Here is a 14,097-nt window from a genome sequence, read left to right on the forward strand (position 1 = left end):
GTTAGATTTTAGAAATTAAAATTTTTGAGTTGTCGATGTTTATTGTTTTCTTTCTGAAATTAATATAATCGTTGTATTTTTCTTTTGGATAAAGACCTTTGTTGATTCTGATAGCTCTGTTTACCTTTACTTCTTCCCCATTTTTTGCAAAACTTAATTTATACGTTCCAAATTCAGAATTAATGGTAACATTTTCCGGAAGTTCTTCAACTTTATAATTTTTAGGAATCGTAAAATTAATCTCATATTCATCTTCAAAAGACTGTCTCAATTCAAACGGTAATTCTCTGTTTTCCTCTGTTTTATAAACATTATCCGAATAAATCGGAACTGCCCTGAAAATCATACTACTTCCTGCATTTTTAGAATAATTATTTGCTTTAAAATCAAGATCGTATTTTGTGATGGCATTGTCCTTATCATTCAGGAAATTTTTCATTTCCACTTTTTCAAAATGCAACACATCCAGAAAGCTTTTCATCGCTTCATTTCTTTCTTTTGGCGACATATTGATGAGCGCCATGCTGTTGTCATACTGGCTTCCTGTATACGAGAAATTGCCTTCGCCCAGAATACTGTTGTCTTCGTTAAGCTTAATTTTAAGTATCTGTTTTTCCTTGTTTTGTTCGGCAGGATATGTCGGAGTATCAATCAGTTCAATCCCGTTTTTTCTTATGGAAAGTACATTTCTGTCTGTCGTACTGTAACTTAAATGATTAAAAGCCACCTGTTGCGAAGTATTTTCCAGCCAGATATTTCCTTTCTCGGTCGGAACCATCAAAATAACGTGATTTCCTCCCATTTTAGGAAAATCTTTGTCAAACGAAACCGGTGAATTCCCGGAATTGATCACCGAATAATATGAAGGAATTCCCGCTTCATCCAATAGCGTTTTCATGTAATTGGTCAATCCCTTACAATCACCATACCCCTTTTTCTGAACCTCATCCGGAAGCATCGGCTGCCAACCGCCAATTCCCAATGCAACAAAAATATATCTTGTCTTCGCCTGCATATACTGATACAGTTTTTTGACCTTTTCCTCGGTTGTTCCCTGCAAATTGAGACTTGCAACCTCCGCTTTAATTGCGGGGGTAGACACTGAAACCGGCTGCAAAATACTGTTGTAATACCAGCTTCCAAAGTCGCCCCAGTTGGTCATGCTTCCCTGCTTGCCTTCCAGATTGAATTTCGTTAAGGCAAAACTTGCTTTCGGTAAAATTTTTACAGGCTGTGGCAATAAAAAAGCATCATCGATCGCAGGAACATTCTTATATATGTATGTTTTTTCTGCTCCGTTATCACTTTCTGCAACGGAAGTATAATTGTATTTTGAAGGATAGATTTTAGTTTTAAGTTCGATTCCTGATTTGTTGACGATTTTCATCTGCGCTTCTTCCAGTGAAACATTGGTAGATGAAAAGGGCACAAAATCCGGCAGGAAAACCGTATTTTCATCACCCATTGCATACGAAAACTCGACAGTATAAGGATATTGTGTCGGAGTATAAGACAAAGCCATCACCCTATTATCCGAATAAAAAGTTCCCTGATTATTGTTTGCAAAATCCCCGAAATCGGATTTCGAATATGATTTTATTTTTTTGCCTGATTCATCATAGATATTGACCTTAATATCTGAAATGCTATTCCCTTTTTCGTAAGGAATATAGATAAGCGCGTCAGAATCTCCGTCTTTATTTAAAACCGTAGTTACGGTATAAAACTGATATTTTATATCATCGATTTTATTGATCTGAATTGTCGTAAAATCTTTTCTGAGAACCGCATCAGCATTTTTTTTCAAGTTTTCAGGGATCGCAGAAACCGGAAAACTCTGTGCATAATACAACGAAGCTATCGAAAGTGCTCCAAAACAAAGTATTTTCATCATGGTTATTAAAATTTAGCAAAAGTAATGAAATCTTAATAACTGTTAAAATTAAATTTTATTGTATTAAAAAGATTTCATACTGAAACCATTAGTTTGGGGTACTTTAAATTAAAAAGAACTCCATTTCTGATATTTTTTTATTTTATACGAATTACCGAGAAAAAAGTCATTGGAAATATCCCCCCTCCCGCTGTAGTTCCTGTTCCTCTCATAACAACGGAAGGAGATCCGCCACCATTGTGCTGCTGTTCTATCGTAAAAGCATATGTTTTTCCGGTTACTAATTCCATAGCCACCTGATAAGAAAGATTCGTGACTTGTCCGAATGCTAAACTAGTAATTGTGTCAATATTGAAAGCTACATATCTATTATCCGTCACATTGTATAATCCATAATAACAATTTCCACTCAGTGGAGTGGTAGGACTTTCTCCTTGTAAAGAAAAATTCATATTAACAAGATAAGTACCATTTGAATTAACTGTAAAAGCATTATTCGTAGCAGTTCCGGTAAATGTATTAAAATTATCTACTAATTTCTCAGTCATTCTTCCAATTCGAGTAGGACTAGCTGGATTAGTAGGAACTGTAAAATCCCCATCCATTCTAGCTGAAACCTCCTGTGCAATTTGCGGCTGCCCGTTGATCGCAAGAATATTTCCCGTGCCATTAGGTATATTATTAATTGTCATAGTACCCCACACAGTTCCGTTAAAATAATAAAAACCTGGTACTGTTACATTTACTGTTTGTCCTGCCGGAGCAGAATCTGCCGCTGTTACATATACTACAGCTCCCGTCTGTGCAGTTGTATATGTTTTGGCTCTTAATTGATCGCCTGTAAGTCTGGGAGGAATTATACCATCTAAACTTGAGGGAGTTGTTGGCTTACCTACAACATCCAATGTTGCTTGTGGATTGACTGTGTTAATACCTACTTGAGCATGCACCAAATCGAAAGATATGGTCATTGCAACTAGAATCAAAGATTTTAAATTTTTCATTTTTTTTCATTTTAGTGTTTATGCTACAAAGATATAAAATTAACATAAATAATTAGTTTGGGGTATTTTAAATAAAAAAGACTTCATTTCTGAAGCCTTTTATTTATGTATGTTAAAAAGAATGATTATGCATCAATCTTCGCATATTTTGCATTCTTTTCGATGAATTCTCTTCTCGGCGGTACCTCATCTCCCATCAACATTGAGAAAACACTGTCTGCTTCCACTGCATTATCGATTGTTACCTGTTTCAGGATTCTGTGTTCAGGATTAAGAGTTGTTTCCCAAAGCTGTTCAGGATTCATCTCTCCAAGACCTTTATAACGCTGAACCTCAACACCTTTTCCATCCGGAGACATCTCTAAAGTAAACTCTTCACGCTCTTTTTCATTGTAAGCATAAATTTTCTTGTTTCCTTTTTTCAATAAATATAAAGGGGGCTGAGCGATATAAATATATCCGTTCTCAATCAGTTCTTTCATATATCTGAAGAAGAATGTTAAGATCAAAGTTGAAATGTGAGATCCGTCGATATCGGCATCGGTCATGATTACAATTTTGTGATATCTTAACTTCGCCATATTCAACGCCTTACTGTCTTCCTCTGTACCTACAGAAACTCCTAAAGCAGTATAAATATTTTTAATTTCCTCGTTATCATATACTTTATGAAGCATTGATTTCTCAACATTCAAAATCTTACCTCTTAACGGAAGAATTGCCTGGAAAAATCTGTCACGCCCCTGTTTTGCAGTTCCACCCGCCGAATCTCCCTCTACAAGGAAAATTTCAGATTCTGCAGGATCTTTTGATGAACAGTCGGATAATTTACCCGGAAGTCCCGAACCTCCCATCGGAGATTTTCTCTGAACCATTTCACGGGCTTTTTTCGCAGCCTGTCTTGCTTTTGCCGCTAAAACAACTTTCTGAACGATAATTTTTGCTTCATTAGGATTCTCTTCCAGGAAGTTGGACAGCATTTCCCCTACAATTTTATCTACAGCACCCGAAACTTCGGAGTTTCCTAATTTCGTTTTGGTCTGCCCTTCAAACTGTGGTTCCATTACTTTTACAGAAACTACTGCCGTAAGACCTTCACGGAAGTCATCTCCGGTAATCTCCACTTTTTCTTTTTGTGGAATTCCTAAATCATCCGCATATTTTTTCAAAGTTCTCGTCAAAGCACGTCTGAAACCTGCCAAGTGAGTACCTCCTTCGTGAGTATTAATATTATTAACGTAAGAGTGAAGATTTTCGTTGAATGACGTGTTGTAACGCATCGCTACCTCAACCGGAATATCATCTCTTTCGCCTTCCATGAAGATTACATTCTCCATGATAGACTCACGGTTTCCGTCAATGTAGGCAACAAATTCTTTTAAACCACCTTCAGAATGGAAAATTTCTGATTTGAAAGAACCATCTTCCAATTTTTCTCTTTCATCCGTAAGGGTAATCGTGATTCCTTTATTAAGGTAAGAAAGCTCTCTTAAACGGCTTGCCAACGTATCATAGTTGTACACCAATTCTGTGAAAATACTATCATCCGGCTGGAAAAACTGCTTAGTTCCTCTCTTGTCACTGTTTCCTATTTCTTCAACTCCCGTTTGTGCTTTTCCTCTGGAATATATCTGCTGATAAATATTTCCGTCTCTGTAAACAGTCGTTATCATTTCATTGGAAAGTGCATTCACACACGATACCCCAACTCCGTGAAGACCTCCGGAAACTTTATAAGAATCTTTATCAAACTTACCTCCTGCCCCGATTTTTGTCATTACAACCTCAAGAGCAGATTTTTGTTCTTTTTCGTGGAAGTCAACCGGGATCCCTCTACCGTTATCAATAACCTCGATTCCGTTTCCTTCTTTAATGCTGACGAAGATTGTGTCGCAGTATCCTGCCAAAGCCTCATCAATAGAGTTATCTACTACTTCATAAACCAAATGATGGAGACCTCTTACTCCTACATCACCAATGTACATTGAAGGACGCATACGTACGTGCTCCATCCCTTCCAATGCCTGAATACTACTAGCTGTATATTGTTTCTGACTCATATCAAATATTAAAATTTTTGCTAAATGCAAAGACTTACAAATATCGTGATTTTTTTCGAGGTACGAAAGTTAAAATATGTCAAAAAATGAAGGATTTTTCCACAAAAATCACAAATAATTTATTTCAAAAAAAGATTAAAGTTAAAACCTATTATTTAAACCACAACTGTTGTAAATCATACTGAACATCTCTAATTTATACGTAAATTTATTTACTCAAAAGTTGATATTTATGGATGATTTTCTAGCTGCCCGCGCACAGATGGCAATGTCGCTTGGTTTTCATATCATATTTTCCTGTGTAGGAATGGTGATGCCTTTCTTAATGGCGTTTGCACACTGGAAATACCTTAAAACAAACAATGAAATCTACAAAGGTCTTACCAAAGCCTGGAGCAAAGGAGTAGCCATTCTTTTTGCTACCGGCGCCGTTTCCGGAACGATGCTTTCCTTTGAACTCGGACTTCTCTGGCCTACTTTTATGAAACACGCTGGTCCTATCTTCGGGATGCCTTTTTCATTGGAAGGAACAGCTTTTTTCATTGAAGCGATCGCCATCGGATTTTTCCTTTACGGATGGGATAAATTTAATAAATGGTTTCATTGGTTTTGCGGATTTCTGGTAGGGTTAAGCGGTTTAGCCTCCGGAATATTGGTGGTTGCCGCCAATGCCTGGATGAATTCTCCTGCCGGATTTGATTATGTGGACGGACAATATTTAAATATAGATCCTATAAAAGCGATGTTTAATGAAGCTTGGTTTCCACAGGCTTTACATATGACGGTTGCGGCATTTTGTGCGACAGGATTTGCGGTTGCAGGAGTTCATGCTTATTTAATAATGAAAAAAAAGAATGTCGAATTTCATACTAAAGCTTTTCGGATTGCTGCCGGATTTGCCTTAATCGGGGCATTCGGAGCACCATTGAGCGGTGATATTGCCGCAAAATCCGTTGCCGAAAGGCAGCCTATAAAACTCGCCGCCATGGAAGCCCACTTTGAAACAGAAAAAGGTGCCGCATTTGTAATAGGCGGAATTCCTGATGAAGAAAAAGGTGAAATAAAATATGCGGTAAAAATCCCGAAAGTGTTAAGCTTTTTAGTGAGTAATGATTTCAACCACGAAGTAAAAGGACTTAATGATTTTCCTAGAGACGAATGGCCTCCGATTGCTGTTGTACATTACGCATTTCAGATGATGATCTTCTTTGGAGTGGTAATGATTATTATCGGAATGATCTATTTATATGCCGTGTTTTTCAGAAAACAATGGCTGAATAAAAACTGGCTGCTAAAAACATTTTTAGTGGCAACACCTTTCGGATATATTGCACTGGAAGCGGGCTGGACAGTCACTGAAGTCGGTCGGCAGCCATGGATAATCTACGGAATCATGAAAACCGTAGACGCCGTAACTCCGATGCCGGGAATACAGTATTCTTTTTATTTTTTCACTGCGATTTTCGTGTCGTTATCGCTTGTTATAATTTTCCTTCTAACAAGACAGATAAGTATGGTTCCTAAATTATACGATCCTACCGATCCTCAGTTTAACGCTAAAAATAAGAAATCATGATTTACGTAGTTATAGGTTTTCTCTGGCTGTCTATCTGTCTGTATGTGATTTTAGGAGGCGCTGATTTCGGAGCGGGAATTGTGGAGCTTTTCACCAAAGAGAAAAACCGTTCCAAAACAAAAACCATTATGTATGAATCTATTGCGCCGGTTTGGGAAGCCAATCATATGTGGCTAATCATTGCGATTGTGATCCTTTTCGTGGGTTTTCCTGAGATTTATACGACTTTGTCCACCTATCTTCATATTCCATTAGTTTTAATGTTGGTGGGGATTATTGCAAGAGGAACCGCCTTCGCTTTCAGGCATTATGATGCGGTAAAGGATGATTGGCAGACGGTTTATACCCAGATATTTTATTTTTCGAGCTTATTGACGCCTTTTTTCTTAGGATTAATTGCTGCTGCGACAGTTTCTCATTCGATCGACCCTAATGCGAAAAGCTTTTTAGACCTATATATTTTCAGCTGGCTGAATTGGTTCGGAATAGCGGTAGGCTTGTTCACCGTTTCCATCTGCGCTTATCTGGCTTCCATATTTGCTTTAAGGGAAACGACAGACCGATTGGAATTGAATTTAATGATAAAAAAATCCAAACAAACCATGATTTTCGTTGTCATTACAGGAATTTTAGTTTTTTTGACGGCTCATTTCTCTGATATTCCTTTATTAATGTGGGTTTTCTCGAAACCTTTGGGAATTATGGCAACTGTTTTTGCAACCATTTGTTTAGGTTTGATTTTACGAGCCATGCAGACCCGGAAACTGCTTCCGGTAAGAGCTTTAGCGGGATTCCAGATTATTATGATCCTGGTGGCGGCGACATATCAGCATAACCCGAATATTATTTTATTTGCAAACGGACAGCATCTTTCCTTACTGGAACACGTTGCAGCTCCCAAAACCATTTCCGCATTGGGATGGGCTTTGATGTTGGGTTCTGTTTTCATTCTGCCATTTTTGTTTTATCTGATGGCGTCATTCAGTAAACAAAGAAGATAGTTTTACATCATTTAAAATAAATAGTCCTCTGCTTTGAAGTGGAGGATTTTTCTTTTGTATTGAATTCAAAAAAAATCTTAAATCAAGTTAAGTCTGGTTAAAATTTTAAGATTGGAGAGAAGATTGTATATCTTTTCCGGAACCAATCTCTAATTATTCAAATGACAAAATTTTTTAAATATTCCTTGTGCCTTATTTTAATTCTGTTTATTTCTTTTAAAACTTTTGCACAAACGGTAAAATCCGCGGACAGGTATCTTAATGCTTATAAAAAATACGAAAATGCAACCTGCCCGATTAAAAAAAATAATATTAAAAATTTCGTGTATTTCTCCAGAGACAGGGATGCCATCAAAGATCATCCTTTCCTGAAAAATCCTCGGTTTGAAGGGGCACAAATCATGTATTCATGGGATCGCCTGGAACCGGAAGAGGGTAAATATGATTTCTCGGAAATTAAAGAAGATTATCAATACTTGCTTTCTCATCACAAAAAACTTTTTATACAGCTTCAGGACACGACTTTCGACCCGGAGATGAAATCGGTTCCGAAATATTTATTGGCCAATAAATATGATGGCGGCGCAGTTATTATGCTAAAAGATAACGGTGAACCCGACGGCTGGACTGCCAAAAGATGGAACCCGAACGTACAAAAACGTTTTGCCTTGTTGCTTCAAGCTTTAGGAAAAGAATTTGACGGAAAAATTGAAGGAGTTAATCTTCAGGAATCTTCGATCGGAGAAGTGAAAGACCCTACTTTTACCCCAGAATCATATGCGAAAGGGATAAAGGCAAATATGCTGGCTATGAAAAAGGCATTTAAAAAATCTGTGACGATGCAGTACGCCAATTTTATGCCCGGAGAAAGCCTTCCGGAAAATGACAAAGGATATCTTCGCGGGCTTTACCAATATGGACAACAAATCGGTGTCGGCCTGGGCGGTCCCGATCTGATGGTAAAAAGAAAACCTCAACTCAACAACACGCTGGCTATGATGCACGAAGCAAAATATACTGTTCCTCTCGGAATTGCAGTGCAGGATGGAAATTATATCAACGATACCAGCAACAATGCAATTGTCTCTGATCATAAAAATATTGTCCCGCTTTTGGTGGCTTTTGCAGATGATTTTCTCAAGGTAAATTATATGTTTTGGGTAAATCAGGAACCGTATTTTATGGAGGATGTAATGCCTTGTTTTACCGCCAAATAATTCATTTTAAACAATAAACATCATGACGATTCAATTGAACATACAAATCATTAAGTAACAAATTAAAATTAAATACTAATCAAAAACAGAAATAATGAAACATACTTTTTCATTCAGATATTTAAAGTATTCGGTAAGCTTTCTTGTGTTTTTATTTTCGATGAAGGCCTACTCCCAGAAGTATGAAAATCCGGCAAAAAAGTACAGCAACGAATATAAAAAATATGAAAATGCATCCTGCCCGGTTCCTCCCAATACTATTAAAAATTTTGTCTATTTTTCCAGAGACAGAGAAGCCATTAAAGACCATCCGTTTCTGAAAATACCAAGATTTGAAGGAGCTCAGATCATGTATGCGTGGAGCCAGCTCGAACCAGAAAAAGGCAAATACGACTTTTCAATTATAAAAGAAGATTATCAATATCTGCTTTCTAAAGGGAAAAAATTATTTATACAATTGCAGGATACAACATTCGACCCCAACGCTAAAGCGGTTCCAAAATATTTACTGACCGATGAATATGGCGGAGGTGCTGTAATTATGCTAAAGGACAACGGCGAACCCGATGGATGGACTGCCAAAAGATGGAACGAAAATGTACGCAAGCGTTTTGCTCTGCTGCTTGAAGCTTTAGGAAAGGAATTTGATGGAAAAATCGAAGGAATTAATCTTCAGGAAACGTCTATTGGCGTTGTAAAAGATCCTACTTTCACTCCTGAAATTTATGTAAAAAGTATCAAGGCAAATATGCTGGCTTTAAAAAAGGCTTTTTCAAAATCGGTTACCATGCAGTACGCTAATTTTATGCCTGAAGAATGGCTTCCGTGGACGGATAAAGGCTATCTGAGAAGCATTTATAAATATGGTCAGGAAATTGGTGTTGGTCTCGGAGCGCCGGATTTAATGGTAAAAAAAGACGGACATCTGAATCATGCTCTGGCTATGATGCACGAATCCAAATACACTGTGCCGCTGGGAATTGCAGTACAGGACGGAAATTATACGAATGATGATACCAACAGCAAAGCTTATATAAAACACAATAATATGGTTCCCATGCTCAGTGCGTTTGCGAAAGACTTTTTGAAAGTTAATTATATGTTCTGGGTAGATCAGAAACCTTATTTCATGGAAGATGTAGTGCCGTGTTTCAGTTCAAAATAATTATTTAAAATAAAAAAGCAGACCTCTACAGTCTGCTTTTTCTATTTTTATATCTTGCTATTAAGCCAGTTTCATCAAAAGATTTTCATCAATTTTTTCAACTTTCACAAGATTATTCTTCGTTAAGTTTTTTGAAGCTTTGTCCCATTTTTTACCGGACAGCTGGCTTCTTTCTTTCACTTCAGCCAAAGAGAACGGCTCTTCCTGAGAATTAAGAATTTCAAGAATTACCTTTTCATCTTCTCCCAATTCGATTTGCGGAACCGTTTTTTCCGGTCTCATCTGCGGGAAGAACAGCACTTCCTGGATGGATGCGTTATTCGTTAAGAACATGATCAATCTATCCATACCGATTCCCAACCCTGAAGTTGGCGGCATACCGTATTCAAGGGCTCTCAGGAAATCCTGATCGATGAACATCGCCTCATCATCTCCTCTTTCAGATAAAGCCATCTGTGCTTCAAAACGTTCTCTCTGATCGATAGGATCATTCAACTCAGAATAGGCATTCGCGATTTCTTTTCCGCAAACCATTAGCTCAAAACGCTCTGTAAGCCCTTCTTTGCTTCTGTGTTTTTTCGTTAAAGGTGACATTTCGATCGGATAATCTGTAATGAAAGTCGGCTGAATGAAGTTACCTTCACACTTTTCACCGAAAATTTCATCGATTAATTTTCCTTTCCCCATGGTTTCATTCACCTCAATTCCGATAGATTTTGCGAAATCGTATAACTCCTCTTCAGTTTTTCCGGTAATATCAAAACCTGTAAATTTTTGGATCGCTTCCGTCATGGAAACTCTTGGATAAGGCGCTTTGAAATCAATTTCATGCTCTCCGAAAGTTGCTTTTGTCGTTCCGTTTACTTGTACTGCACAGAATTCCAATAGTTTTTCCGTGAAATCCATCATCCAGTTGTAGTCTTTGTAAGCTACATAGATTTCCATTGCCGTGAACTCAGGGTTGTGCGTTCTGTCCATCCCTTCATTTCTGAAGTTTTTTGAGAATTCATAAACTCCGTCAAAACCACCCACGATCAATCTTTTCAGATATAATTCGTTGGCAATTCTTAAATATAATGGAATATCCAAAGCATTATGATGTGTGATAAACGGTTTTGCAGCCGCACCACCCGGAATTGACTGTAAAATAGGTGTTTCCACTTCAAAATATCCTGCATCATTGAAGAAAGTTCTCATCGCGTTGAACAATTTTGTTCTTTTTACGAAAATTTCTTTCACCTGAGGGTTTACCGTTAAGTCTACATAGCGCTGTCTGTATCTCAGTTCCGGATCTGTGAATCCGTCGTGTACTACTCCATTTTCATCAGTTTTAGCCTGAGGAAGCGGGCGTAAAGCTTTAGTTAAAAGGGTAAAGTTTTTCACCAAAACAGTTTGCTCGCCAACCTGAGTGGTAAACAATTCTCCTTCAACCCCGATAATGTCTCCTATATCTAAAAGGTGTTTGTAAACTTCATTATATAAAGTCTTGTCTTCACCTGTACAAATTTCGTCTCTATTAAAATATACCTGAATTTTACCCTTAGAATCCTGCAGTTCAGCGAAAGAAGCTTTCCCCTGGATTCTTCTTGACATTAATCTACCTGCAATCTTAACCTGTTTATTATCAGCGAAATCCTGTTTTATAGATTCTGTAGTATCTGTAATTACATATTCATCTGCCGGGAACGCGTTGATCCCCATTTCAACAAGCTTGTTCAGCTTTTCTCGTCTAATGATTTCTTGTTCTGATAATTGCATTGTCTTTATTTAAAATAACGTGCAAAATTAGTGATTTTTGAATTGATGGTCAATGGCTTTTCTCAGAAATCTCATTTATTTCATATAAAATTGAACTCGAAGATCGTTTAACATTGAATTTACAGGAACCAGCTTTTACGATTTTGCTGAGGAATAAAAGTCCATGCCAATATTCTGCTCACCTTCTGACCTTGCGCCATATCGATCGTTTTGATTTCTATAGCTTTAAGTTTCTTTAAAAGTGTTGTAAGCTTAAATAAGTTATCTTTTTTTGAAACCAAACACGTAAACCAAAGAACCTGTGATGAATACAAGGTACTTTCACTGATCATTTTTGTGATAAAAGCCAATTCGCCGCCTTCGCACCATAATTCGGATTGCTGGCCGCCGAAATTAAGCAAGGGCTTATCAACCTTAGACTTTTTAAGATTTTTTGTTTTCCTGATATTTCCTTTTAAAGCAGCTTCTTCAGAATCATGAAAAGGAGGATTGCACATAGAAAACATAAACCGGTCTTCAGAATTAATTATATTTTTGAATATATGATTAGGATCAGGCTGATGCTTCAATTGAATTGTTGACAATAAATCCGGATTATGAAGCAGAATTTTGTGAGCATTTTTCAAAGAATTCTCATTAATATCCGTTCCCAGCATTTTCCAGCCATAAGAACGGTGGGCAATTAAAGGATATACAAGATTGGCTCCTGTCCCGATATCCAGGCCTTTCACAGAAATCCCTTCCGGAATCTCATTTTGTTGTTCGGCCAAAACATCTGCAATATAATGTACATAATCTGCCCTTCCCGGAATGGGCGGACAAAGATTGGTCTCGGGAATATCCCAGTCTTTAACATTATAGAAATGCTGTAATAAAGCTTTATTAAGTAATTTTACGGCTTTCGGAATGCTAAAATTAATCGTTGCCGTCTGATAAGAATTGGTGAAAACATAATGTTTCAGTTCTGGCACACAAGAAATAAGCTGATCAAAATCGTAAGGATCACGATGCAGATTTCTTGTGTGCAGACTGGATTTTTCGGTAGACATTGTCTATTTTTTCTTCTGTGTCAAAATATATTCCACCATTTTTTTGGCATCTTCTTTAGATACCTGAGGATGAGGAGCCATTGGAACGCCTCCCCAAACTCCGCTCCCGCCTTCTATAATTTTGGAAGCCAGCAGTTCAATATCTTTATCAGAATATTTGTCTGCGATTTCCTGATAAGAAGGTCCTATCATTCTCTCATTTACCGAGTGACAACCCGAGCAATCCAGCGTTTCGATGATCTGGTCTCCGGAAAGATTGCTTTTTGCGGGCTCTGAAACAGCAGGGGTTTCAGAAGTGCTTTCAATCGGTGTATTTTCTTTTTTGGAACAGGAAAGAATAAGCAAGCTCAGACATCCTGTCAAAAACAATTTTTTCATTATTTTGTTGCTGCAGAATCAGTTTTAGGAGCTTCAGGTGTTGCAGCTGCTGGTGTGTCAGCTTTTTTAGCTGTAGAGTCTACTACTGTAGGTGCATCCGGCTCTGGTAACATCGTGTTGCTGTCCTGTAAGTCATGATTAGGCTTTTTTGAGCAGTTTACTACCAATAGACCTCCGATAAATGCAATTGCTAATACTTTTTTCATTGTTTTCTAATTTGGCAACAAAAATATAAAAAATAAACTTTTCAGCTCATGATATCTATCCGTTTTTAGACATATTTTTAATAAAGATTATTAATTCATAATGATTATATTTAAAGACAATTTTAAATTTAAACTATGATTTTCGTTTCAAAAATTCTGTTTTTTACAAGTCATCATGGTTTTTATACTGTGATCATCCTTGTTTTGGTCTTTGGACTGCTTTCTTTTGTGACTAAAAAAGGATGGTTTCTGATCCCGATTCTTCCTCTGGCTATTCTGAATGGAATTAGCGGACAGTTCTTAAACGCATGGTTTCTAAACAAATATGGCACAGAAAGCACAGCAATCATTACTTCTGATGTGGAGACGAATTCTACCCTTAATGATCAGTATATCCATGATTATGAAGCTATTGTAAAGAAATTGGACGGCAAATACATCAATACCTTTTTTTCAACCACTACTGCATCGATCTACCCTATTGAAAATACCATCAGAATTCCGCAGGTGGAAAAGCCGTTTCCGGTAAAATTCATCCCCGGTTATGAAAAGAATATTGTGATTCTGTACCATCAGTCCGAAGACGGGAAAATATTGGAAAAGTACCAGCTTCAGGCTCCCATCAACAGCGCGAGAATCAAATATGAGGCAGATCCTACCAATCAGGAATTCATTCAGGAATATATTGAGGCCTTAGAAAATTATCTGAAAGTATATGACGATGAAGCGTTTAAAATAAGGCTTAAAGAACTGCAATCTCAAAGGAAATAACAGGAACCTGAAAGCTTT

The 14,097-nt window shown here is 37.3% G+C and carries 12 protein-coding genes; 5 read left to right on the plus strand and 7 right to left on the minus strand.

The window, feature by feature from the left end:
• Position 1: 1 nt before the first annotated feature.
• The 3 genes from BMX24_RS10450 to gyrB form a co-directional block, all read right to left on the minus strand.
• On the minus strand, positions 2-1,894 hold the full coding sequence (locus BMX24_RS10450; protein WP_089792273.1) for a DUF3857 domain-containing protein: 1,893 nt from the start codon (positions 1,892-1,894) through the stop codon (positions 2-4).
• A gap of 137 nt (positions 1,895-2,031) precedes the next feature.
• Positions 2,032-2,880 carry a hypothetical protein gene (locus BMX24_RS10455; protein WP_139176821.1) on the minus strand — a complete coding sequence of 283 codons (849 nt, stop codon included), beginning with the start codon at positions 2,878-2,880 and terminating at the stop codon, positions 2,032-2,034.
• Positions 2,881-3,023: 143 nt separating this feature from the next.
• The gene (gyrB, locus tag BMX24_RS10460; RefSeq protein WP_089792277.1) at positions 3,024-4,958 is read right to left on the minus strand and encodes a DNA topoisomerase (ATP-hydrolyzing) subunit B; all 1,935 of its coding nucleotides are present in this window, start codon (positions 4,956-4,958) and stop codon (positions 3,024-3,026) included.
• A gap of 232 nt (positions 4,959-5,190) precedes the next feature.
• Between gyrB and BMX24_RS10465 the strand changes: the two genes are divergently transcribed.
• The 4 genes from BMX24_RS10465 to BMX24_RS10480 all read left to right on the plus strand — a co-directional run bounded on the left by BMX24_RS10465 (position 5,191) and on the right by BMX24_RS10480 (position 9,917).
• Complete coding sequence (locus BMX24_RS10465; protein WP_089792279.1) at positions 5,191-6,534, plus strand: cytochrome ubiquinol oxidase subunit I; 1,344 nt, start codon at positions 5,191-5,193, stop codon at positions 6,532-6,534.
• Positions 6,531-7,535: a cytochrome d ubiquinol oxidase subunit II gene (locus BMX24_RS10470; RefSeq protein ID WP_089792281.1), complete on the plus strand. Its 1,005-nt coding sequence runs from the start codon at positions 6,531-6,533 to the stop codon at positions 7,533-7,535. Before BMX24_RS10465 ends, BMX24_RS10470 begins: the two co-directional genes overlap by 4 nt.
• A 161-nt stretch (positions 7,536-7,696) precedes the next feature.
• On the plus strand, positions 7,697-8,752 hold the full coding sequence (locus BMX24_RS10475) for a hypothetical protein (RefSeq protein WP_089792283.1): 1,056 nt from the start codon (positions 7,697-7,699) through the stop codon (positions 8,750-8,752).
• Between the two features lie 94 nt (positions 8,753-8,846).
• Positions 8,847-9,917 carry a hypothetical protein gene (locus BMX24_RS10480; RefSeq protein WP_089792285.1) on the plus strand — a complete coding sequence of 357 codons (1,071 nt, stop codon included), beginning with the start codon at positions 8,847-8,849 and terminating at the stop codon, positions 9,915-9,917.
• Positions 9,918-9,977: 60 nt separating this feature from the next.
• On the opposite strand, the gene lysS is transcribed toward BMX24_RS10480, so the two are convergent.
• The 4 genes from lysS to BMX24_RS10500 form a co-directional block, all read right to left on the minus strand.
• The gene (lysS, locus tag BMX24_RS10485) at positions 9,978-11,675 is read right to left on the minus strand and encodes a lysine--tRNA ligase (RefSeq protein ID WP_089792287.1); all 1,698 of its coding nucleotides are present in this window, start codon (positions 11,673-11,675) and stop codon (positions 9,978-9,980) included.
• A 119-nt stretch (positions 11,676-11,794) separates the two neighbouring features.
• Complete coding sequence (gene rlmF / locus BMX24_RS10490; protein ID WP_089792289.1) at positions 11,795-12,724, minus strand: 23S rRNA (adenine(1618)-N(6))-methyltransferase RlmF; 930 nt, start codon at positions 12,722-12,724, stop codon at positions 11,795-11,797.
• A 3-nt stretch (positions 12,725-12,727) separates the two neighbouring features.
• The gene (locus tag BMX24_RS10495; protein WP_089792291.1) at positions 12,728-13,102 is read right to left on the minus strand and encodes a c-type cytochrome; all 375 of its coding nucleotides are present in this window, start codon (positions 13,100-13,102) and stop codon (positions 12,728-12,730) included.
• Positions 13,102-13,308: a hypothetical protein gene (locus BMX24_RS10500; protein WP_089792293.1), complete on the minus strand. Its 207-nt coding sequence runs from the start codon at positions 13,306-13,308 to the stop codon at positions 13,102-13,104. The genes BMX24_RS10495 and BMX24_RS10500 overlap by 1 nt, the downstream gene beginning before the upstream one ends.
• Before the next feature lie 135 nt (positions 13,309-13,443).
• Here BMX24_RS10500 and BMX24_RS10505 point away from each other — a divergent pair, with 135 nt between their 5' ends.
• A complete protein-coding gene (locus BMX24_RS10505) occupies positions 13,444-14,079 on the plus strand; it encodes a hypothetical protein (RefSeq protein ID WP_089792295.1) in 636 nt (211 codons plus the stop codon).
• Positions 14,080-14,097: the final 18 nt, after the last annotated feature.

Origin of the sequence: Chryseobacterium wanjuense (assembly GCF_900111495.1) — a bacterium.
GTDB lineage: Bacteria > Bacteroidota > Bacteroidia > Flavobacteriales > Weeksellaceae > Chryseobacterium > Chryseobacterium wanjuense.

Excerpts from the sequence above, each read along its gene's own strand:
- BMX24_RS10450 (WP_089792273.1), bottom strand. The coding sequence starts at position 1,894 with ATGATGAAAATACTTTGTTTTGGAGCACTTTCGATAGCTTCGTTGTAT.
- gyrB (WP_089792277.1), bottom strand. The coding sequence starts at position 4,958 with ATGAGTCAGAAACAATATACAGCTAGTAGTATTCAGGCATTGGAAGGG.
- BMX24_RS10465 (WP_089792279.1), top strand. The coding sequence starts at position 5,191 with ATGGATGATTTTCTAGCTGCCCGCGCACAGATGGCAATGTCGCTTGGT.
- BMX24_RS10470 (WP_089792281.1), top strand. The coding sequence starts at position 6,531 with ATGATTTACGTAGTTATAGGTTTTCTCTGGCTGTCTATCTGTCTGTAT.
- BMX24_RS10475 (WP_089792283.1), top strand. The coding sequence starts at position 7,697 with ATGACAAAATTTTTTAAATATTCCTTGTGCCTTATTTTAATTCTGTTT.
- BMX24_RS10480 (WP_089792285.1), top strand. The coding sequence starts at position 8,847 with ATGAAACATACTTTTTCATTCAGATATTTAAAGTATTCGGTAAGCTTT.
- lysS (WP_089792287.1), bottom strand. The coding sequence starts at position 11,675 with ATGCAATTATCAGAACAAGAAATCATTAGACGAGAAAAGCTGAACAAG.
- rlmF (WP_089792289.1), bottom strand. The coding sequence starts at position 12,724 with ATGTCTACCGAAAAATCCAGTCTGCACACAAGAAATCTGCATCGTGAT.
- BMX24_RS10495 (WP_089792291.1), bottom strand. The coding sequence starts at position 13,102 with ATGAAAAAATTGTTTTTGACAGGATGTCTGAGCTTGCTTATTCTTTCC.
- BMX24_RS10500 (WP_089792293.1), bottom strand. The coding sequence starts at position 13,308 with ATGAAAAAAGTATTAGCAATTGCATTTATCGGAGGTCTATTGGTAGTA.
- BMX24_RS10505 (WP_089792295.1), top strand. The coding sequence starts at position 13,444 with ATGATTTTCGTTTCAAAAATTCTGTTTTTTACAAGTCATCATGGTTTT.